The 21552-nt window shown below is 68.6% G+C and carries 20 protein-coding genes; 9 read left to right on the top strand and 11 right to left on the bottom strand.

Annotation, left to right across the window (positions count from 1 at the left end; all coding sequences use genetic code 11):
• Positions 1–44: 44 nt before the first annotated feature.
• From AC2ITM_RS19300 to AC2ITM_RS19310, 3 genes are all read left to right on the top strand, one after another.
• Positions 45–1562: a sugar ABC transporter ATP-binding protein gene (locus tag AC2ITM_RS19300; protein ID WP_486469779.1), complete on the top strand. Its 1518-nt coding sequence runs from the start codon at positions 45–47 to the stop codon at positions 1560–1562.
• Positions 1562–2563: an ABC transporter permease gene (locus tag AC2ITM_RS19305; RefSeq protein ID WP_486469780.1), complete on the top strand. Its 1002-nt coding sequence runs from the start codon at positions 1562–1564 to the stop codon at positions 2561–2563. The genes AC2ITM_RS19300 and AC2ITM_RS19305 overlap by 1 nt, the downstream gene beginning before the upstream one ends.
• 120 nt (positions 2564–2683) lie before the next feature.
• Entirely contained in the window at positions 2684–3556 is an 873-nt protein-coding gene (locus AC2ITM_RS19310) for an aldose epimerase family protein (protein ID WP_486469781.1), read from the top strand.
• On the opposite strand, the gene AC2ITM_RS19315 is transcribed toward AC2ITM_RS19310, so the two are convergent.
• From AC2ITM_RS19315 to AC2ITM_RS19325, 3 genes are read right to left on the bottom strand one after another with little or no spacing between them, the layout of a single operon-like run.
• Complete coding sequence (locus AC2ITM_RS19315; RefSeq protein ID WP_486469782.1) at positions 3522–4538, bottom strand: LacI family DNA-binding transcriptional regulator; 1017 nt, start codon at positions 4536–4538, stop codon at positions 3522–3524. The two genes, AC2ITM_RS19310 and AC2ITM_RS19315, sit on opposite strands and share 35 nt — an antisense overlap.
• A gap of 30 nt (positions 4539–4568) precedes the next feature.
• Positions 4569–5126, bottom strand: a complete 558-nt coding sequence (locus AC2ITM_RS19320) for a 2'-5' RNA ligase family protein (protein ID WP_486469783.1) — start codon at positions 5124–5126, stop codon at positions 4569–4571.
• Complete coding sequence (locus tag AC2ITM_RS19325) at positions 5123–6127, bottom strand: LacI family DNA-binding transcriptional regulator (RefSeq protein WP_486469784.1); 1005 nt, start codon at positions 6125–6127, stop codon at positions 5123–5125. Before AC2ITM_RS19325 ends, AC2ITM_RS19320 begins: the two co-directional genes overlap by 4 nt.
• 99 nt (positions 6128–6226) lie before the next feature.
• Between AC2ITM_RS19325 and AC2ITM_RS19330 the strand changes: the two genes are divergently transcribed.
• The 4 genes from AC2ITM_RS19330 to AC2ITM_RS19345 are packed head-to-tail and all read left to right on the top strand — an operon-like array spanning position 6227 to position 10142.
• The gene (locus tag AC2ITM_RS19330) at positions 6227–7282 is read left to right on the top strand and encodes an ABC transporter ATP-binding protein (RefSeq protein WP_486469785.1); all 1056 of its coding nucleotides are present in this window, start codon (positions 6227–6229) and stop codon (positions 7280–7282) included.
• A gap of 31 nt (positions 7283–7313) precedes the next feature.
• A complete protein-coding gene (locus AC2ITM_RS19335) occupies positions 7314–8456 on the top strand; it encodes an extracellular solute-binding protein (RefSeq protein WP_486469786.1) in 1143 nt (380 codons plus the stop codon).
• 58 nt (positions 8457–8514) lie between these two features.
• Positions 8515–9345, top strand: a complete 831-nt coding sequence (locus AC2ITM_RS19340) for an ABC transporter permease (protein ID WP_486469787.1) — start codon at positions 8515–8517, stop codon at positions 9343–9345.
• On the top strand, positions 9342–10142 hold the full coding sequence (locus AC2ITM_RS19345) for an ABC transporter permease (RefSeq protein WP_486469788.1): 801 nt from the start codon (positions 9342–9344) through the stop codon (positions 10140–10142). Before AC2ITM_RS19340 ends, AC2ITM_RS19345 begins: the two co-directional genes overlap by 4 nt.
• On the opposite strand, the gene AC2ITM_RS19350 is transcribed toward AC2ITM_RS19345, so the two are convergent.
• From AC2ITM_RS19350 to AC2ITM_RS19385, 8 genes are all read right to left on the bottom strand, one after another.
• Complete coding sequence (locus tag AC2ITM_RS19350) at positions 10139–10999, bottom strand: AraC family transcriptional regulator (protein WP_486469789.1); 861 nt, start codon at positions 10997–10999, stop codon at positions 10139–10141. The two genes, AC2ITM_RS19345 and AC2ITM_RS19350, sit on opposite strands and share 4 nt — an antisense overlap.
• 82 nt (positions 11000–11081) lie before the next feature.
• Positions 11082–12512 carry an amidase gene (locus tag AC2ITM_RS19355; protein WP_486469790.1) on the bottom strand — a complete coding sequence of 477 codons (1431 nt, stop codon included), beginning with the start codon at positions 12510–12512 and terminating at the stop codon, positions 11082–11084.
• Entirely contained in the window at positions 12505–13128 is a 624-nt protein-coding gene (locus AC2ITM_RS19360; protein WP_486469791.1) for an FMN-binding negative transcriptional regulator, read from the bottom strand. Before AC2ITM_RS19360 ends, AC2ITM_RS19355 begins: the two co-directional genes overlap by 8 nt.
• Positions 13128–14105, bottom strand: coding sequence for an alpha/beta hydrolase (locus AC2ITM_RS19365; protein WP_486469792.1), 978 nt, complete (start codon positions 14103–14105; stop codon positions 13128–13130). Before AC2ITM_RS19365 ends, AC2ITM_RS19360 begins: the two co-directional genes overlap by 1 nt.
• Positions 14102–15736, bottom strand: a complete 1635-nt coding sequence (locus tag AC2ITM_RS19370) for an ABC transporter ATP-binding protein (protein WP_486469793.1) — start codon at positions 15734–15736, stop codon at positions 14102–14104. Before AC2ITM_RS19370 ends, AC2ITM_RS19365 begins: the two co-directional genes overlap by 4 nt.
• The gene (locus AC2ITM_RS19375) at positions 15733–16563 is read right to left on the bottom strand and encodes an ABC transporter permease (protein ID WP_486469794.1); all 831 of its coding nucleotides are present in this window, start codon (positions 16561–16563) and stop codon (positions 15733–15735) included. The genes AC2ITM_RS19370 and AC2ITM_RS19375 overlap by 4 nt, the downstream gene beginning before the upstream one ends.
• A 4-nt stretch (positions 16564–16567) precedes the next feature.
• On the bottom strand, positions 16568–17539 hold the full coding sequence (locus AC2ITM_RS19380; protein ID WP_486469795.1) for an ABC transporter permease: 972 nt from the start codon (positions 17537–17539) through the stop codon (positions 16568–16570).
• 4 nt (positions 17540–17543) lie between these two features.
• Positions 17544–19130, bottom strand: coding sequence for an ABC transporter substrate-binding protein (locus AC2ITM_RS19385; protein ID WP_486469796.1), 1587 nt, complete (start codon positions 19128–19130; stop codon positions 17544–17546).
• A 235-nt stretch (positions 19131–19365) separates the two neighbouring features.
• Between AC2ITM_RS19385 and AC2ITM_RS19390 the strand changes: the two genes are divergently transcribed.
• Both AC2ITM_RS19390 and AC2ITM_RS19395 read left to right on the top strand, forming a co-directional pair.
• Positions 19366–20292, top strand: a complete 927-nt coding sequence (locus AC2ITM_RS19390) for a 2-hydroxyacid dehydrogenase (RefSeq protein ID WP_486469797.1) — start codon at positions 19366–19368, stop codon at positions 20290–20292.
• 161 nt (positions 20293–20453) lie between these two features.
• Positions 20454–21551 (top strand): ABC transporter ATP-binding protein, encoded by a 1098-nt coding sequence (locus tag AC2ITM_RS19395; protein WP_486469798.1) that lies wholly within the window; start codon positions 20454–20456, stop codon positions 21549–21551.
• Position 21552 lies beyond the last annotated feature (1 nt).

A 21552-nucleotide genomic window follows, 5' to 3' on the forward strand; every position in this document is an offset into this window, starting at 1 on the left:
CATCTGCAATGGCGGCCCCGGCCGCCTGACAGGGAGCCCCCCCTATGAGCCAACTGGAATTTCACGACCTGACAAGGCATTACGGCCCCGTCAAGGCGCTGGACGGCTTTACCCACCGGTTCGAATCCGGTCAGGTCCATGCGCTGATCGGCAAGAACGGATCCGGCAAGAGCACCTTCATCAAGATGCTGTCCGGCGCCCTGCGCCCGACCCGAGGCCGCATCTGCATCGACGGCACGGAACTGGCGTTCTCGGGGCCGCGCGATGCGATGGCCGCAGGCGTCGTCACCGTCTATCAGGAAATGTCGCTGGTCCCCGACCTGAGCGTGGCCGAGAACCTCTTTCTGGGGCGGCTGCCGAAACGCGGACCCTTCTGCGACTGGAAGGCCCTTCATGCCCGCGCCCGCACCCTGCTGGAAGAGATCGGCGCCACCGACATCGACCCCCGCAGCCTGGTGCGCGACCTCTCGGTCGGCCGCCAGCAGGTGGTCGAGATCGCCAAGGGCATGAGCCTGAACCCAAAGGTGCTGCTGCTGGACGAGCCGACCTCGGCGCTGGCGCAGGCCGAGGTGGCGCGCCTGTTCCAGCTGATCGACCGGCTGCGCGCCCGGGGCGTCACGATCATCTACATCTCGCACCGCTTGTCGGAACTGCCGCAGATCGCCCAGACCGTGACCGCCATCCGCGACGGCCGCTTCGTGGGTTCCGTCCCCATCGAGGAGGCCACCCCCGAGGTCATCCTGACGCTGATGTTCGGACCGATCCCGCCGCTGGACCGGCCGCTGCGGCCGATCCCCGACGATCCGGTGCTGCAGCTGCGCAACCTCGCCCTCGCCCCCTGGCTGAGCGACGTCAGCCTGACCCTGCACCGCGGCGAGGTCCTGGGCATCGCCGGGATGCTGGGATCGGGGCGCACGGAACTGCTGCACGCCCTCTTTGGTGCCCGGCCCTTTGATGCCGGAGAGCTGATCGTCAACGGCACCCGCTACGCGCGCCCGACCATCCCCGCCATGAAGGCCGCCGGGATGGGCTATGCCTCCGAGGACCGCAAGGCCGCGGGGCTGGTGCAGGTGCTCTCCAGCCATGCGAACCTGTGCCTGGCGGGCCAGCGGCGCATCGCGCCCTCGGGCTGGACCTCGCTCAGGCGCGAAAGGCCGCATGTCGACCGCCAGATCCGCCAGCTGCAGATCAAGGCCGGCGATCCGGGCCTGCCGGTGTCGTCGCTGTCGGGGGGCAACCAGCAGAAGATCGTCGTCGGGGGCTGGCTGAACAACGCCCCCGAGATCCTGCTGTTCGACGAACCCGGCCGCGGCGTCGACGTGCAGGCCAAGCACCAGATCTACCAGATCATCTGGGAAATGGCCGAACGCGGCCTGTCCTCGATCGTCGTCTCGACCGAGCTTGAGGACCTGACCGAGTGCTGCGACCGCATCCTGGTGCTGCGCGACGGCCGGATCACCGAAAGCTTCCGCAACCACGACCTGGACCCCCGCACCCTTTATGCCGCCTGCATGACGGCCGACCCTGATCAGGGCCAGACCCAATCCCAGAGGATCAACTGATGTCCCAGACCGCTTCTGCCACCGCCCGGATGCCTGTGCGCGGCCCGAACCCTGGCGCGCTGCTGCGCCGCAATTCCATGCTGGTGATCCTGGCGGTGCTCTACGTCATCGTCTCGGTCACGGCGCATGGCTTTCTGACCATCGACAACCAGCTGAACATCCTGCGCAACATCGCCGTGCCCGGGATCATCGCCTGCGGCATGGCGCTGGTGATCATCGTCGGCGAAATCGACCTGTCGGTGGGATCCATGGTGGCGCTGGCCTCGTGCCTGACCGCCTGGCTGGTGCGCACCCTGTCGGGCAATGCCTTTGAACCGGGGCCCGGCGTCGTGGCCCTGGCAATCGCCGCAACGCTGGTCTTTGCGGTGGCCATGGGCGCGCTCAGCGGCGTGCTGCGCCACCGCATCGGGGTGCCCACCTTCATCACCTCGCTTGCCATGATGGCGACCCTGGCGGGGCTGGCGAACCTGATCACCAACGGCTCGGCGATCGAGGCCTTCCCCTCGTGGTACTACCTGATCGGCAGCGGCCGGCTGCTGGGCGTGCCGGTGCCGGTCTTCCTGCTGGCTGCCGCCTTCGGGGCGACCTATGCGGTGGCGAATTTCACCGCCTTCGGGCGTTCGGTCTACGCCGTCGGCGGCAATATCGAGGCGGCGCGCCTGTCGGGCATCAACGTCTGGCGCACCAAGACGCTGTGCATGATCATCGTCGCGGTCTTTGCCGCCATCGGCGGGATCATCTATTCCTCGCTGATCAACTCGGGCAACCCGACCATCGCCAAGGGGATGGAATTGCAGGTGATCTCGGCGGTGATCATCGGCGGGGTCAGCCTGTTCGGCGGCAAGGGCTCGATCTTCGGGGCCTTCGTGGGGGTGCTGTTCCTGGGGGTGGTGATCAATGCGATGACGCTGTGGGGGTTCAACCCCTATGCCCAGCAGGTGGTCAGCGGCGCGCTGATCCTGGGGGCGGTCTTCGTCAACTTCACCATCGAGCGCAAGTGACCCTGCCCGATCACCCCGGCACGCCCCTGACGCTGGACTGGCCGGGCGGGCATCTGGCGGTGCAGCCGCTGGGCGCGATGATCGCGGCGCTGTGTTTCGACCTTCCGGGGGGGGCGGCAGGTGCACCCGCTGGCGCGTGCCCCCTGGATCGACACCCCCGGCCATGGCCAGAGCGGGCTGATGGCGGGGCTGTCGGGGGAATGGCCCTGCGTGCCCTTCGGCACCCCGGGCGATCCGGTCCCCGCCCCCTGGCAGGGCGCCCCCGAGGTATGGGAGGACCCGCTGCCCCATGGCACCGCCGCCCACCGGCACTGGCAGCTTGCCCGCGACGACCACGGCATCCGCGCCCGGATCGACCTGCCCGGCCCCCATCCGGTCCGCCGCCTGACCCGCCTGCTGCACCCCCATGGCAACAGCCTTGAGATCACGCTGACAATCGAGGTCCGCCGCCCCTGCGCCCTGCCGCTGGGGCTGCACCCCGTCCTTGCGCTGCCCGACACACCCGGCTCTGCCCGGCTGGAGGTCCCCGGCCCCCATCAGGTCTGGACCCATCCGGCGACGGCAGGCGATCCGACCCCGGTCGCCCCCGGCCAGCGCGCCCCCGGTCTGCAGGCAGTGCCCGCGCGCGACGGAAGCCTGCTGGATTTCACCCGCCTGCCCCTGCCCGGCGCCAGTGAGACGCGCCTGCTGGTCACCCCCACCCGCGGCCGCGTGCTTCTGCACGGCGCCGAAAGCACCACCACCCTGCGGTTCGATCCGGCGCAGTTCCCCGCCCTGATGCTGTGGGTGTCGAACCGGGGCCGCACAGGTGCGCCCTGGCTGGGCCGTCACCTAGCGCTTGGGGTGGAACCGGTCAGGGCCTGTTTCGATCTGGGCTGCGGCGCCTCGGTGGCCGCAACGCCGCTGGCGCAGGCGGGGGTGCCCACGACCATGGCCCTTGACCCGGATGCGCCCTTCGTCACGCGCTATCAGCTGTCCGTGGCGCCGCACTAGAGGCGCGCTGGATCAGCTCGACCTGCAGCCGGATGTCCTCGGGCGGCAGGTCGGCGCCGGGGCGCATCCGCTCGGTCAGGCAGCCCACCGCGGTGGCCGCGATCCGGTCCAGCGGCTGGCGTATGGTCGTCAGCTCGGGCCAGAGGTAGCTGGCGATGGGCAGATCGTCATAGCCCGTCACCGACAGCTGATCCGGCACCGACAGCCCCAGCCGCCGCGCCGCCCGCAGCGCCCCGATTGCCGCAACGTCCGAGGTGCACATCAACGCCGTCAGCTCGGGATGGGCGCGCAGGACCTGGGTGGCATGGGCCTCGCAATCGGGCACGGAATGGACGGGGCCCAGATGGCAGGGCGGCAGCGGCAGGCCGGCATCGCGGATCCCCGCCTGCATCCCCTCCAGCCGCATCAGGATCGGCCGGGAATGCTGCGGCGCACCAAAGATCGCCACGCGGCTGTGCCCCAGCCCCGACAGGTGCTGCGCCATCAGCCGCCCCCCCATCCGGTGATCCCCCGCCACCGAAACCGCAGGCGTCGCCGCCAGTTGCCGGTCGATCGCCACGATCGGCACGCCGCGCTCGGCCAGCCCCGCAAGGCCGGTTTCATCCTGACCGACAGCCGCGATCAGCAGCCCGTCGATCTGCTTGGCCAGCAGGGTGCCCAGATAGGCCTGTTCATGGGCGCTGTCCTCGGCGGTCGCGCAGATCAGCGCCTGATAGCCCGCGTGAAACAGCGCCTGTTCCAGCCGGTGCGCTAAGCGGGCAAAGAACTCGACCTCAAGCGAGGGCAGCAGCACCCCCACCAGACCCGAGCGCCCGCTGCGCAGGGCCCGCGCCCCGGCGTTCGGCTGATAGTTCAGATCGCGCGCGGCGGCCTCGATCCGTTCGCGCAACTCGCGCGAGACATAGCCGCTGTTGTTGAGCGCCCGCGACACTGCCGAGATCGACGCCCCCGCCTGTTTCGCGATATCCCGGATCGTTGCCATCGTTGTCCCAAGTCCTCCGGGGGTGATGGTTCAGCCTAGCGCAGCGGCGGCGCAGGGTCCATGCACGAGGGGCGCGGGCAGGGTCCAGCTGTGCAGCACCTGCCAGTCCTCGACCGCGATGTCCTGCGCCGAGCGCACCAGATGCAGCTGCCCCAGGGCCAGCGCCTGCCCGCTCCAATGCGCCAGCGGGGCCTGCAGCGGCGCGACCAGCGCATGGGCGGCGGGGCCATAGCCCAGCGACAGATGCGGCCGGAAGGGGCCGGGATCCGCGGGCAGATGCGCGGCCAGCGCGGCCTGAAGGCGCAGCAGCGCGGGCACCGGTTGCAGATCCAGATAGAGCGCGCGGAACCGCGTGGGCTCCCCCGCAAGGCCCGTGACCGGGGCGCAGGGCGTGGGCAGATCGGCGATCCGCGCCAGCAGCGGCACAAGGGTTTCGGCGGGCAGCGCCACATCGCCCGCCAGCGTCACATGCGGCAGGAAGGCGGGCGTGCCGGTGCGCTGCGCCAGATCCGCGACAAGGCTGCGCAAGGCCCGGTCCTGCGGACCCATGGCGGTCAGCCAGACAGAGTGAACGGTGTTTACAGTCAATGGGTTGTCCTTGAAACAAAGGGGGTGGGAATGCGCCGGATGCGGCCCGGCAAACCGGGATCTTCCAACCGTGAGGCCAGCAGCGACAGAATCTGCGCGACCGTCTCGGCCGCGTCATTGCGCAGCGTCGACAGGCCGATGCCCGGCCAGCGCGCGATGGAAATATCGTCGAAGCCCACGACCGAGACCGCCTCGGGCACCGCCCGGCCCTGCTGATCGCGCAGCGCGGCAATCGCGCCAAGCGCCATGGCATCATTGCCGCAGAACAGCCCGTCCAGATCCGGCGCCTGCGCCAGCAGACGCGGCAGCGCGGCCTGGCCGCCCTCGAAACTGTAATCGGCGCTGTCCTCGGCGGCGGGGGTCATGCCCGCGGCCTGCATTGCGGCATGGAACCCCGCCCGACGCTCCTGATCCGAGAACAGCCCCCGCGGCCCGCCCAGATAGCCGATCCGCCGCCGCCCCCGCGCCAGCAGCGCCGCCACCGCCCGCCCCGCGCCGCCCGCATTGTCGCCGCAGACGCAATCCACCGGGGCGCCCTCCAGCACCCGCCCCGAGACCACCAGCGGGATCCCCAGTTTGCTGCAATAGTCGACCACCGGGGCAGGCACCGATCCCCCCCGCAGGATCAGCGCATCCAGCGGAAAGCCCAGCACGTTCAGGATGTCGCCCTCGATCAGCTCGGGCTCTCCGGCGATGACCAGAGGCCATTTGCCCATCCGCCCCAGCCCCTCCATCAGGCGAGCCTGGAAATCGCTGTCGAAATGGTTGTGCAGCCGCCCCACCACCACCGCCACCAGGTTCGAGCGCCCCCGCCCCTGCAGACCCGCCGCCAGCACGTTCGGCCGATAGCCCAGATCCTGCGCCACCTGCAGAATGCGCGCACGCTTCTCCGCATCGACATAGCTGCCCGCCGTGAAGGCCCGCGACACGGCCGAACGCGACACCCCCGCCCCCCGCGCCACATCCGCCGCCGTCACCCGCCGCCCGCCCGTCTGCTGCATCTGCCGAATTCTCCTGCCGTCGTCACGCGGATGTCACGCGGGGTCTCTATGTGAACACGTGTGCAGAAGAACCATGGCAGTTTCATGAAGGCAAATGCGATGATCCAGACCCAGCCCCTTCAGGCCGCCCTTGGCCGCAGCATTTCCCTGACGGATCTGCACCTTGGCTATGGCGATCAGGATGTGATCACAAACCTGTCACTGCAGGTCGCCGCCGGCGAATTCATCGCGCTGCTGGGCGAATCCGGCTGCGGCAAGACGACGATCCTGCGGGCGCTGGCAGGGTTCGTGCCGGTGCGCCGCGGCGCCATCACCGTCGAGGGCCGCGACCTCAGCCGGACCCCGCCCGAAGGCCGCGGCATGGCGATGATGTTCCAAAGCTACGCGCTCTGGCCGCATATGACGGTGGCGCAGAACATCGGCTACGGGCTGCGCCTGCGCCGTCAGCCGCGCCCGCAGATCCGCGCCCGGGTGGCCGAGATGGCGGCGCTGGTGGGCCTGGGTGATCTGACCGGACGACGGGTGCAGGACCTGTCGGGCGGCCAGCGGCAGCGGGTGGCGCTGGCGCGCGCACTGGCCATCGACCCGCCGGTGCTGCTGCTGGACGAGCCGCTCTCGAACCTTGATGCCGGGATCCGCGCCACCATGCGCCACGAGATCCGCGCCCTGCAGCAACGCCTGGGGCTGACGACGATCCTGGTGACCCATGACCGCGAAGAGGCGATGTCGATGGCGGACCGGGTGGTGATCCTGCAGCAGGGCCGCATCGCCCAGGCCGGATCCCCGGAAGAGGTCTATCACCGCCCCGCCAGCCCCTATGTCGCCCGCTTCATGGGCTATGACAACAGCCTGACCCTGACGGCCGATCCGCAGCTGGTGCAGGCGGGCGCCCATGCGCCGCAGGGCCTGTCCGATGGCCCGGCGCAGGCGATGTTCCGCGCCGATGCGGTACGCACGGGGCCGGCCTGCGGGCCGGCGCTGACGCTTTCGGGGCGGGTCATGACGCAATCCTATCTGGGGTCGGTCTACCGGCACGAGGTTGCCCTGGGCCCCGACCATATCCTGGTCGATACCCCCACCCGGCATCCCGCCGGCACCACCCTGGGCCTGCATGTGCCGGCCCCGGCCCTTTGCCTTTACCCCGCGCGCCCCTGAGCGCGCCTTCTCAGAGCCCCTGGAGAACACCATGGCCCTCCGACTTGCCAAGACCCTCGCGCCCGTGGCGCTGACCCTGGCCTGCGCGACCCTCGCCCATGCCGAAGAGACGCTCTATGTCGCCACCGGCGGCAGCCAGAACATGGTCGATTACGTGACCGACTATCTGGGCCCGATGTTCGAGGCGCAGAACCCCGGCTGGACCGTCAATGTCGTGGGCACCGGCCCGGGCGATGCGGGCAGCCAGGCGATCCTGGAAAAGCTGAACGCGCAAAAGTCCAAAGATCACTGGGACATGGACGTCATCGTCACCGCCCAGCTTAAGACCGCCGAGATGGTCCACGACGGCCTGCTGATGAAATACCGCGACGACATCGACACCGGCAAGCTGGTCACCAGCGACGTGGCGAAGAACGCCCTTGGCACCGATGTCGACGGCTATGTGATGCCGATGTTCATCTCTCAGACCGCCATCGCCTACAATCCCGCGCTGGTGCAGGACGTGCCGCAGTCGATGGCCCAGATCCGCGACTGGGCCGAGGCCCACAAGGGTGCCTTCGGCTATAACGGCATCAAGAACGGCATGTCGGGCGTGGCCTTCGCCACCGCCTGGATCTACGCCTTCGGCGGCGATGCCGACGTTCTGATGAAGGGCCCCTACGACACCGCACAGGAAGCTGGCTGGGACAAGGCGCTGGCCGATCTGAAGACCTTCGACCAGTCGGTTACCTTCACGCCGGGCAACGCCGGCACCCTCGACATGCTGAACCGGGGCGAGATCGCCATGGGCCCGGTCTGGGTCGACATGTTCTACAGCTGGCAGCAGGACGGCCGCCTGAACCCCGGGCTGAAGATCTTCCTGCCCGAACCCGGCATGCCCGGCCAGCCCTATTACTATGCGATCCCCGCGAAGACCGACCATGCCGAGGCCGCGAAGAAATTCATCGCGCTGGCAACCTCGCCGCAGGTGCAGGCCGAGGGCATCGTGAAGAAATTCAACTGGTATCCGGGCATCGACGCCAGCCATCTGGAAGGCGTGCTGGATAAGGCCAGCTGGGACAAACTGTTCACCGACATCACCCCCGAGGATCTGGCGAAGAACGCCAAGCCCTTCCCGCTGGGCGCATATTTCACCGACATCCTGCAGCGTTACGAGACCCAGGTCACCAACTGACGCCCCCCCGGGGCCGGAGGCCACGCGCCCCCGGCCCCCCTTTTCGGAAAGATCCCCCATGATCGGTCGCAAGGCCTCCCTCGTGCTTGTCGCACCGGCGCTGGTGCTGATGGCAGTGCTGTTCGTCTGGCCGCTGGGCCTGTCGCTGGCCTCGGCCTTCCGGCAACAGGATCCCGGCGGCTGGGGCATCGGCAACTTTGTCCGCGCCTGGCAGTTCTACTCTGCCGACATCGTCTTTTCGCTGGTCATCGTCGGGCTGTCGGTGTTGTTGACGGGGGGGCTTGCCACCGCCATCGCGGGCTATCTGACGCTGGGCGAAAACGCCCGCATGGTGGCGGTGCTGCGCTGGCTGTACCGCTGGCCGCTGTTCATCCCCTTCGTCGTCGCCGCCCAGCTGATGCGCACCTTTCTGGCCAAGAACGGCATGATGAACAACGCGCTGGTCGAGCTGGGGCTGCTGACGCCCTTCACCACCCACAGCTATCTGGACTGGCGCGGCGTGGTGATCACCTTCGTCTGGAAGCAGACCCCTTTCGTCGCGCTGCTGACCGCCGGCGCCATGGCCGCGCTGGAGCGTTCCACCATCGAGGCCGCGCGCAACCTCGGCGCTTCGCGGCTGCGGCTTTTGTGGGACGTGGTGCTGCCGCAGGTGCGCCCCAGCCTGGGAACGGGGCTGATCCTGAGCTTTGTCACCATGATGTCGGTCCTGTCGGTGCCGATGATGATCAATGCCCAGCAGCCGACGCTGCTGACCGTCGACATGGCCTGGCGCATCAATGCCTATGGCGATTACGGCACCGCCAATGCCCTGGGGCTGATCGCCTATGCGATGACCGGCCTTGTCGCCTGGATCTACCTGCGCCGCGGCCTGAAGGAGAACACCCGATGACCCTGATCCGCCCGATCCTGACCGGCACTGCCCTGGCGGCGCTGGCGCTGGCGATCTTCGGCCCCATCGGTAACATGCTGCTCTGGGCCTTCACCGAGACATGGTATTTCCCCGCCAAGCTGCCGCAAAGCTATGGCCTGTCGTTCTGGGAGCGGGTCCTGCGCCCGCAGGGCAATGCCATGGAATCGCTTGCCAATTCTCTGATCATCGCGGGCCTGACGGTGCTGGTGTCCCTGCTGGTCGCGGTGCCTGCGGGGCTGGCGCTTGGCCGCGGGCGGCTGCCCTGGCGGGGCGCGGTGCTGCTGCTGTTCCTGCTGCCGCAGGCCTTCCCGGCGATCGCGGTGCAGATGAACATCGGCCGGATCTTCTACGGGCTGGGGCTGAACGGCACCTTCACCGGCGTCGTGCTGGTGCACACGCTGCAGGGGCTGGTGTTTTCGGTCTGGATCGCCTCGGCCGCCTTTGCCGCCGTCGATCCCGCGCTGGAGGACGCCGCCGCCAACATGGGCGCCTCGCGCCTGACGGTCTTTCGCACCATCAGCCTGCCGCTGGCGCTGCCCGGGCTGATTGCCAGCGCGATCTTCGTCTTCCTGACCTCGATGGACGAATTCACCGGCACGTTCTTTGTCGGCGTGCCCGATGTCACCACCCTGCCGCTGCTGATGTACAATGCCGCGATGGAGGGCAACTATCAGGTGGCCTCGATCACCGCGCTGATCCTGCTGGTGCCCTCGCTGGGGTTCATGCTGGTGATCGAACGCTTCCTGAAGGCCGATGTGCTGGCCCGCATAGGCTAGCTGAGGCGCAGCCGCCCCTGGAAGGTCGAGGGGGTGCGCCCGATGCGGCGCTGGAACATCGCGGTAAAGGCCGAGGGGCTGGCATAGCCCAGATCCGCGGCCACGTTCGCCACCGGTTCCCCGCGCGACAGCCGCGCCACCGCCGAGATGATCAGCGCCTGCTGGACCCATTCCAGAAAGGTCATCTCCAGCTCCTTGCGGAAAAGGCGGGTCATGGTGCGCACGGACATGTTGCCGATGCGCGCCAGCGCCTCCTTGCTGGTGGCGATGGTGGGTTCGTTCAGCACCGCGCCGCAGACCCGCCGCAGCCGCGGATCGCGCGGCATCCGGATCGCGGTATCGAGGCGCCGGCAGCCCGCCAGTTCCTCGTGCAAGAGCAGCAGCAGCGCGTCGTAGACCGGGCCCTCCTGGCGGCGCAGCTGCTGGCCGATGACCCGCTTCAGGAGCGGTTCCAGCAGGTCCGAGCCCTGGAAGACCGCGCAGCGTTCGGGCAGGCCGTTCAGGAAATCAGATCCCGAATAGGCCGACAGCATGCAGACCTCGCCATGGGCGCGCGCCAGATGCATGACGCCTGAGGGGATCCAGATCGCATGACCCGCCGGCACCACGAAAGAGGCCCCCTCCGTCACCAGCGACATCAGCCCCGCACGCACGAAGCTGACCTGCCCCTCGGCATGGGAATGGTAGCGCGAGGTAAAGCCGCGGGTATAGACGCTTTCGATGGCAAAGAGGCTTTCGCCCTCGGTCGCCAGACGCGCCACCAGGCGGCAGGTCTGGTCCATCTCGTCGGTATAGTAGCGATGCGCGCCATGCGCCGAGAGCAGCTCGGGCGGCAGCGCGGAACGGGGGTCGAGCATGGTCTCCTCCTGACCTGGGCCGCAGGCGGGATTAGGCGGCACCCGGCCCGGTTCGGGCAAGATGCCGCAGGGAAAAGGGCGGTCACACTGTCGCGGATGCCCGCGAAACCATCGGATCCACCGGCGTGATCGGTCCCATTGCCCGTTCCAGCGCCAGACCGGCCTGCAGCAGGCGGCGGTCCTGAAAGCGGTCCGACAGCAGCTGCACCCCCATCGGGCGCCCGGGTTCCGTGCCCACCGGCACCGAAAACCCCGGCAGACCGATGATCGGCGTACCGCTCATGGGGGCGGCGACACGGAAGAACCAGTCGATATCGACATCCTCGCGCAGGTCGTAATCATCGACCATCGGCCGCGCCCAGCTGGTGGCCGTCAGCAGCAGCGGATGATCCTGGAAGAACAGCTGCCACTGCCGCAGCAGGGTGCTGCGCCGGGCATAGGCCTCCAGGAAGGCATCGCGGCCGGTCAGGTCGGGGACCTCGTGCAGCAGCAGCTCAAGGGCGCGCTTCATCCGGTGATCGCCATGGGCCAGCATCAGCGGGCCCAGCCCGGCGCGCATCTCGTTGCCAAGGATCAGCCGCCAGTAATCCATCAGCTCCTGCAACGAGGGGGGCGTGACCTCCTCGACCTGATAACCTGCGGCGGCCAGCATCTGCGCCGCCTGCCGGATCGCCGCCGAGACCTCGGGGTCGGCGGGGCATTCGGGGGTCTCGGCCAGCACCGCCACCTTGCAGGGCGCGGGATCAAGGGGGGCGAACATGGCGCCTGCGGGCACCTGCATCACATCGCGCGGATCGGGCCGCGACAGCGCCAGCATCGCCAGCCGGATGTCTTCGACCGAGCGCGCCAAGGGCCCCTGCACCGCCGCCAAATGCGAGACGATCTTGCGTTCCGGCTGGCTGGGCGATGTGGCGGGCACGATCCCCACCGTCGGGCGCAGCCCGTAGACGCCGCAGCAATAGGCCGGGTGGCGCACCGATCCGCCGATGTCGTTGCCATGGGCCACCGCGCCGATCCCCGCCGCCACCGCCGATCCCGCCCCGCCCGAGGACCCGCCCGGCGTGATCGCCGGATCATGCGGGTTCCGCGTATGCCCGTGCAGGTCGTTCGAGGTGAACGAGCGCATCGAATAGGCGGGGGTGTTGGTGCGCCCCAGGATCACCGCGCCCGCCGCCCGCAGGTTGCGCACGACCGAGCTGTCCTCGGCCGCGATCGCATCGGCATTGGCCACGACGCCGTTGGTGGTGGCCCGCCCCGCGTAATCGACGTTGATCTTCACCGTCACCGGCACCCCATGCAGCGGGCCCAGCGGCGTGCCAGCCGCGCGCGCGGCATCGGCGGCACGCGCCGCCTGCAGCGCCGCCTCGGGCAGCGGATCGACCACGGCATTGATCGCGGGGTTCACCTGCGCCATGTGATCGAGCGCGCTGGTGGTGGCCTCCAGCGCGCTCAGCTCGCCTGCGGCAATGGCACGGGCCAGACGGCTGGCGGTCCAGCTCCAGGGGTCAGTCATCAGAGGTCTCCAGTTGCTGCATGATCCGGGCGGTGGCCCGGCCTTCGGGGCAGGCCTGCAGCGCCGCGCGCACCCCCGCCCGGTCGGCGGGGGATTTGTCTTGATTGTACTTCAGCTTGCCTTCCAGCCGCGTCACCTCGAGGGTGACGCCGATGATGGCGCGCAGGCGGGGGGCGGTCATCTCTTCGGGCATGGCCTCGAAGGACCATTGCGTATCGGGGGTACGATAGCGGGCGACGACCCGGGCCAGCAGCGCCCGCAGCGCCTCGGGGTCGCGTTCCAGCCGGACGGTGCCCCGGGCATGGATCGCGCCATAGTTCCAGGTCGGATAGGTCAGCCGGTTGTCGTACCAATCGACCGAGACATAGGACTGCGGCCCCTGGAAGATCATCAGCACCTCCTGCCCCTCAAGGCCCTGCCACTGCGGGTTGTTGCGGGCCATGTGGGTGTGCAGCACCCCCAAGCCCGCCGCGCCCCCGGGATCGGTCAGCACCGGCAGATGGGTCGCCATCGGCCCTTCGGGGGATTGCGAGACCAGCGTCGCAAAGCTCCAGTCCCGCATGAAGCCATGCAGGCGGGCGGTATCGGTTTCGGCATAGGCGGCGGGGGTGTACATCAGCCCACCTCGGCGATCAGCCAGTCGGCGGTTTCCCGGATCGCCCGCCGCGCCAGCCCCGAGATCGACATCGCCTCGAGGAAGGAATGCACGGTGCCCGCATAGATCCGGTCCGTCACCGGTACGCCCGCGGCCTTCAGCGCGGCGGCAAAGCGGATCTGGTCGTCATGCAGCACGTCGCAATCGGTGATCACCATCAGCGCCTTGGGCAGCCCGGCCAGCGTGTCGGCCCTGAGCGGCGAGGCCCAAGGGTGCAGCATGTCATCGGGGCTGTTGATGTACTGCATGGTGAACCACAGCATCATGTGGGTCGACAGCAGATAGGCGCCGCTGCCGTATTTCATGATGGAAGTCTTGATCAGCCCCATGTCGTAAGAGCCATAGTTCAGCACCATCGCGGCGGGCAGCTTCTTGCCCTCGTCGCGACGCTTCACCGACAGGCCGGTGGTCAGGTTGGCGCCCGCGCTGTCGCCGCCCATCGCCAGACGGTCGCCATCAAATCCCAGATCGGCGGCATTGGCGAACAGCCAGTCCAGCGCATCGTCCAGTTCCTCGACCGGCTGGGGGAACTTGGCCTCGGGGGCGCGGGAATAGTCGATGCCGATGACGATCATCTTCGCGGCCTCGGCATATTCGCGCATCAACCGGTCATGGGTGTCGATCGAGAACAGCGTCCACCCGCCGCCCGGCAGGAACAGGAAGGCGCCCTTGCAGGTGATGCCCTCGGGGCGGTGGATGCGCATCCTCAGGGGGCCGTGGCGGGTCGGGATCATCTGTTCCTCGGTGCGGGCCATGACCGGGCCGCCCTCGTACCACTGGCGGCGGGTTTCCAGCGCCAGCAGGCGGGCCTGCGGCGGCGTCAGGCTTTCGCGCGGCGGGTATCCGCGCCCGGCCTCGACCGAGCGGCGGACGAATTCGGCGATCTCGGGGTCAAGGACATCCAAGGGATCGGTGGCGGCGGGCAGATCAAGGGTCATGCGGTGGCTCCTTTCAGGGATGGGGTGCGGCGCGCGAAGAAGGCGCGTCCCGGGACCGCCTCCAGCAGGCGGCGGGTGTAGGGGTCGGCGGGCGCCTCAAAGAGCGCCTGCGCGGCGTTTTCCTCGACGATCCGGCCGGATTGCATCACCACGATGCGGTCCGCGATCTCGCGGGCGACGCGCAGGTCATGGGTGATGAACAGCATCGACAGGCCCATCTCGGCCTTGAGGCCCGACAGCAGGTCCAGCACCTGCGCCTGCACCGAGACATCAAGCGCGCTGACGGCCTCGTCCGCGATCAGCAGCTCTGGCTGCAGGGCCAGCGCCCGGGCGATGCAGATCCGCTGGCGCTGCCCGCCCGAGAATTCATGGGGAAAGCGGTCGAAGGCCCTGGCCTGCAGGCCCACCCGGTCCAGCCAGCGGCGGGCATCGCGGATGGCCTGCGCACGCGGGGTGCCAAAGGCCATGGGACCGCGGATGATGCTTTCGCCCACCGCAAGGCGGGGATCGAGGCTGGCCCAGGGATCCTGAAAGACGATCTGCGCCCGGCGCCGGTAGTCGCGCAGCGCCCCCCGGCCCATGTCGCGCACCCTTGCGCCCTGCCACAGGATCGCGCCGTCATCCGGTTCGATCAGCCGCAGCACCATCCGCGCCAGCGTCGACTTGCCGGAGCCGCTTTCGCCCACCACCGCCAGCGTGTCGCCCCGGTGCAGTTTCAGCGTCAGCCGGTCCGCCGCCACCACCTGCCGCGGCGGCCGGAACGGCCCCTGCGGGGTGACGAAGGTCTTGCCGAGCGCCTTGATCTCCAAGAGCGTCTCGGGGGTTTCGCGGCGGGTGCGGAAGGCGCCCCGCCCCGGCACCGCGTCCAGCAGCATCCGGGTGTAATCCTGCGCGGGATGGTGCAGCACCTGCGCGGCCGGGCCCTCTTCGACGATCCGCCCCTGCCGCAGCACCACGACCCGGTCGGCCATGTCGGCCACCACGCCGATATCATGGGTGATGAACAGCACCCCCATGTCGCGTTCCTGCTGCAGGTCGCGGATCAGGTCCAGGATCTGCCGCTGGGTGGTCACGTCCAGCGCCGTCGTCGGTTCATCCGCGATCAGCAGCCGGGGGTTGTTCGAAAGCGCCATGGCGATCATCACCCGCTGGCGCTGGCCGCCCGACAGCTGGAAGGGAAAGGCCCCCTGCAGCCGCGCGGGGTCAGGCAGGCCCACCCGGTCGAACAGCGCCTCGACGCGGGCGGCCACCTCAGGGCGCGGCAGGGCGGGATCGTGGACGCGGATCGCCTCGGCCACCTGCGCGCCGACCTTCTTCAGGGGGTTGAGCGCGGTCAGCGGCTCCTGGAAGATCATCGCGATCCCCTGCCCCCGCAGCGCCCGCATCTGCGCCTGCGACAAGGCCAGCAGGTCGTGCCCCTGAAAATGCGCCTGCCCGCCATCGGGGCGCACCTTGGGCGGCAGCAACCCCAGCAGCGCATGGGCGATCATCGACTTGCCCGAGCCGCTTTCGCCCACCAGGCAGACGGTCTGACGGGGGCTGATGTCGAAACTGATGCCCCGCACGGCATGGGAGCGGTCAGCCCCCGGCGGCAGAGCAATCGAGAGGTCTCGGAGGGAAAGCAGGCTCATGCGCGGGAAATCCTCGGGTTCAGGGCGTCGTTCAGGGCCTCTCCGACCAGGTTGATGGCGACGACGGTGATCAGGATGGCGAGGCCCGGGAAAACGCTGATCCACCAGGCCTGGCGGATCACGGTGCGCCCGGCGCCGACCATGTAGCCCCAGCTCATGTGGTTGGGATCGCCCAGGCCCATGAACGACAGCGCGGCCTCGATCAGGATGGCGGCCGCCACGGTCAGAGAGCCGGTCACGATGATCGGAGAAACGGCATTGGGCAGCACATGGCGCAGCAGCACCGACAGCGCCGACTGCCCCTGACAGCGCGCCGCCTGCACGAAGTCGCGCCGCGCCACCGCCTGCACCTGGGCGCGGGTCAGCCGGGCCAGCGGCGGCCAGCTGACCAGCCCGATCGCCAGGATGATCGTCCAGATCGACGGCGTCATGATCGCCACCAGCAGGATCGCCAGCACAAAGTTCGGGATGGTCTGGAAGATCTCGGTCAGGCGCACGATCAGCGTGTCGGTCAGCCCGCCCGCAAAGCCCGCCACCGCCCCCAGCGTCACGCCGATGACCAGCGCCGCCAGCGTCGCCGCCACCCCGATCAGCAACGACACCGACGCCCCGTGCATCACCCCCGAGGCAATGTCGCGCCCCATCGTGTCGCTGCCCAGCACCATGCCGTCCTGTCCGGGCGGATCAAAGGGCATCCCCGCCATGTCCCAGGGCGAGGCCGGGTAGATCACCGGCGCCAGCACCGCCATCAGGCACACCAGCGCCAGAAGGATCACGCCGATCAGCCCGGCGGGACGTGTCAGGAAGGTCTTCAGGATCTGTCTCATGGGATCACCTTGCTGCCAGACGCGGATCGACCAGCCGGTGCAGCAGGTCGGTCAGCAGGTTCACCGCGATCACCAGCACCGACATCACCAGGAACAGGCCCTGCAGCACCGGGTAATCGCGGGCGGTCACCGCATCGAAGGTCAGCCGCCCCAGCCCCGGCCAGGAAAACACCGTCTCGACCACCACGGCGCCGCCCACCAGCGCGCCCACCTGCATCCCCGCGAAGGTGATCACCGGCAGCGCCGCGTTGCGCAGCATGTGACCGCGCAGGATCGCGCCTTCGCTCAGGCCCTTGGCGCGGGCGGTCTTGACGTGATCCTCGGCCGCGACCTCGATCAGGGCCGAACGCATCAGCCGGGTGTAGACGGCCATGTAGATCGCCGCCAGCGTCAGCGCCGGCAGTGTCAGGTGGCGCAGCAGGTCCCAAAGCCGCCCCAGAGCCGAGAAATCCTCGGCGCGCATGTCGGCATAGCCGAAGGCGGGCAGCCAGTTCAGCTGGATCGAGAACACCAGCACCAGCATCAGCCCCAGCCAGAACACCGGCGTCGCATAGAAGATCAGCGCCACCAGCGAGATGACAAGATCGGTCCAGCTGCCGTGGCGCAGCCCCGCCAGCGCCCCGAAGGCGACCCCGCCGATCAGCGCCAGGAAGAAGGCCGAAAGCGTCAGCAGCAGCGTCGGTCCCAGCCGCTGGCCGATCAGCACCGCGACCGGCTGGCGCTGCCGGTAGGAATAGCCCAGATCCAGCGTCACGACCTTTTTCAGGTAGCTGCCCAGCTGCACCACATAGGGCTGGTCCAGCCCGTATTCGGCGCGCACCTGTTTCAGAAAGGCCGCATCCGTGGCGCCCGACTGGCCGGCGATGACCTGTGCGGGATCGCCGGGGGCCGCGCGCACCAGCACGAAATTCAGGGTGGCAATGACGAGGATCGCGATCACGATCCCCGCCAGCCTGATGGCAATACGTCCCAGCATGATCTTAGCCGTAATGCGCGGCTTCGAAGTTGCCGTTGGCGCCCGTCGCCGTGGTGATCAGGTCCTTCACGCTCTTGTCGTGGATCGTGGGATACTGCTGCTCGGTCATCCACAGCACCGCCAGTTCGTCGACCAGGATCTTCTGCGCCTTGGAATACAGCGCCTTGCGCTCGCCCTCGTCGGGCGAGGACGCGGCCTTGGCGAACAGATCGTCCACCTCGGGGTTCTGATACCCTTGGGTGTTCGAGAACATCACCCCCTTGCGGATGTTCGAGCTGATGTAGCTGCGCGCCACCCCAAGGGCCGGATCGCCGAACTGATAGAGCATGTTGGTCGTCGTGTCGTATTCCCAGTTCGACACCTTCTGGGCAAAGCCCGCCACGTCCGAACTTTCCAGCACCACCTCGATGCCACCCTTCTTCATCGCCTGGCGGAAATATTCGGCCAGCCGCTGCCACATCTCGCCGAAGGGCACGGCCAGATGGCGGATGGTGACGCGGGTGCCGTTGGCATCGGGCTTAAGCCCCATCTCGTCCAGCAGGGCATTGGCCTTGTCGGGATCGAAGGGATAGGCCGTCACGTCGGGTTCGTAGAATTTCGTCGTCGAGGCCACCGGCCCGGTGGCGGGCTTGCCCAGGCCAAAGTTGATCCGCTGCACGATGAAGGTCGGGTCCAGCAGGTACATCATCGCCTGGCGGAACCGCAGGTCGTTGAAGGGGGCGCGGCGCAGGTTGACCTCGTACCACAGGACCGGGCTGAAGAATTCGTAGCCCTTGGTCGTCATCTCAAGGTTCGGCAGGGCGGCCAGGCGCTGCACGTCGAAAGGTTCGATATCGCCGAACTGCGACAGCTGCGCCTGCCCGCTTTCCATCGCCACCGAACGCGAGGCACCGTCAGGGATCACCTTGTACCAGATATCCGACAGACCCGGCTTGCCGTGATAATGATCCTCGAAGGCCTGCAGCCGGATGTAGCTGCCACGGTTCCATTCGGCGAACTTGAAGGGCCCGGTGCCGATGGGCTGGGTGTTGGCGGGGTTGTTGTGGAAATCCGTGCCCTCGTAGACATGTTTCGGCAGAATCGGCGCGGAAGAGGTCTCGAAGGCCAGCAGGAAGGGCCCGAAGGGTTCCTTCAGCGTGAAGACGACGGTGTGGTCATCGGGGGCGGTGATGCTGTCGCAGCGTTCGAAGGTGCCGCGGGCGCGGGGGTGGACCTCTTTCAGCAGGACATCGCAGCTGAAGACCACATCGGCGGCGGTGAAGGGGGTGCCGTCATGCCATTTGGCATCGCGCACCAGATGGAACGTATAGCGCAGCCCGTCGGGCGACACCTCCCAGCTGTCGGCCAGCTGCGGCCGGGGCGTCAGGTCGAAATCATAGGACAGCAGGCTTTCGAACAGCTTGCCGCCGACGGTGCCCACGGGGATCTGCTGGTTCAGCGCCAGGTTCAGCAGCGGCGGCTCGGGCTGGATGATCGCCGTCAGCCCGGTTTCCGAGCCCTGCGCATAGGCGGCGCCATCATCGAACAGCCGCAGCGCCGGCACGCTGACCCCGGCCGCCATCAGCAACTTGGTGAAATCGCGTCTCTTCATCGTCCAGTCCTCTCCGGTTGGGGCGGCGGCTCTGCTGGCCGTCATGATCTGGGATGATACGCGGGGTTCGGGGGCCGAATGCCGCGTTCGGGCCAAGTGATGCCTGCGCCGGGTCAGCCCGCCAGAGGGCCCCCGCCGCCTTGGCCGGAACGCGACGAAGCTTCGCCCGCGCCCGACGACGGGCCGCCCGCCGCGCAGGCATCCTGCCCCGACACCGAAGACGAAGGAGACCCCGATGCGCCTGGCGCTGATCAACCGCGATGTCCCGCTGGCCTTCCTGGAGCCCCGCCTGCAGGCCGCCCTGCCCCAGGCCCGCATCCTGCACTGGCCCGACCCCGAGGCCCTGCAGGCCGAGGTCGCGATCTGCTGGAACCCCGAGCCGGGCACCCTGGCGCGGATGCCGAACCTGCGGCTGATCCATTCCATCGGCGCGGGCGTCGACAATCTGATGGCCGATCCGCAGCTGCCCGCCGGCCTGCCGCTGTGCCGCATCCGCGACGAGGACCTGGCGGTGGCGATGGCGGAATACTGTCAGTGGGCAGTGCTGTGGTTCCAGCGCGGCTTTGACCGGATCGTCGCCTCGGCCCGGGCGCGGCAATGGCAGCGCTTTGCGCAGCGCCCGGCGGCGCAGTGCCGGGTGGGGGTGCTGGGGCTGGGGGCGATCGGGCGGGTGGTGGCAGCACGCCTTGCCGGTCAGGGCTATCCGGTCAGCGGCTGGGCACGCCATGCCCATGAGTTGCCGGGCGTCACCTGCCACAGCGGCCCCGAGGGGCTGGACCATGTGCTGGGCCAATCCGACGTGCTGATCTGCCTGCTGCCGCTGACCCCCCAGACCCGCGGCATCCTGGACCGCGCCCGCCTGCAGCGCCTGCCGCAGGGCGCGGGGCTGGTGCTGTGTTCGCGGGGCGAGCATCTGGTGCCGCAGGACCTGCTGGCACTGCTGGCCGAGGGCCATCTGGGCGGCGCGGTGCTGGATGTCTTCGCCCAGGAACCCCTGCCGCCCGAAGACCCCCTCTGGTCCGATCCGCGGGTGCTGGTGACACCGCACATGGCGGCCCTGACCAAGCCCGCGCGGATCGCCGAACAGATCGCCGCCAACGTGCTGCACCTGCAACAGGCCCGGCCGTTGCAAAATCTGGTCGACCGCGGCAGCGGCTACTAGGGGCGGTAACAAAACTGCACATCGCTTGTGCAGAAACGGTCCCCTGCCGCGCGACGACAGGCTTTTGATCATATTTGGAAATCAAACCCCCAGAAGGCTCTTTACAGCTCCGCTGCGGGTGCCCTGCAATGGTTCGGGACGGGCCAATCAGGGAAGACGACATGCTGGACACCACCCGCCCAACTGCCGGTGACGGCGCCATAACCCTTTCCGGAATCGGCAAGAGTTTCGGCACCTTCACCGCCATCGGCCATATTGACCTGCAGATCCGCGGGAATGAATTCTTCACCCTTCTGGGGCCATCGGGCTGCGGCAAGACCACCCTTCTGCGGATGCTCGCCGGGTTCGAGACCCCCTCGCGCGGAGAGATCCTGCTGGATGGCCAGGACATCGCCCGGATGCCGCCGAACCAGCGGCCGATCAACACGGTGTTCCAGAACTACGCGCTGTTCCCGCATCTGACGGTGGCGCAGAACATCGGCTTTGCGCTGAAGATGCTGGGCCGCCCCAAGGCCGAGATCGCCCGCACCGTGGACGAGATGTTGGCGCTGGTGCAACTGACCGGGCGCGGTGACCAGCTGGTGACGCGGCTTTCGGGCGGCCAGCAGCAGCGGGTCGCGCTGGCCCGCGCGCTGGCGCCGCGCCCCTCGGTGCTGCTGCTCGACGAGCCGCTCTCGGCGCTGGACCAGAAACTGCGCAAGAACATGCAGATAGAGCTGAAGCGGCTGCAGATGGAGACGGGCATCACCTTCGTCTTCGTCACCCATGACCAGGAAGAGGCGCTGACCATGTCGGACCGCATCGCGGTGCTGTCCGAAGGCGCGCTGCGCCAGGTCGGCACCCCGCACGAGATCTACAACCACCCCGTCGACCGCTTCGTCGCCGATTTCATCGGCGAGACCAACCTGCTGTCGGGCCATGTCGTCTCGGGCGGGACGGGCGCGGTGCAGGTGGCGCTGGCGGGCGGCACTGTGATCTCCGCCCAGGCGCCGCATCCGGTGGCTGCGGGCCAGGCCGTGACCCTGGCCGTGCGCCCCGAGAACACCGCCCTGGCCGATCCCACCCCGGGGGGCCTGAATGGCACAATTGATCAAATCGTCTACTTCGGCACCGACACCCATTTCCACCTGACGCTGGAGGGCGGCACGCCGATGGTGGTGCGCCGCCAGAACCGCGAGGCCCAGGCCGCCCTGCCCCAGGTCGGCGCCCGCACGGGCGTCGCGCTGGAGGCGCTCTCGACCCGGATCCTGAGGGACTGAC

This window comes from Pseudooceanicola sp. NS-SX9, assembly GCF_057380705.1.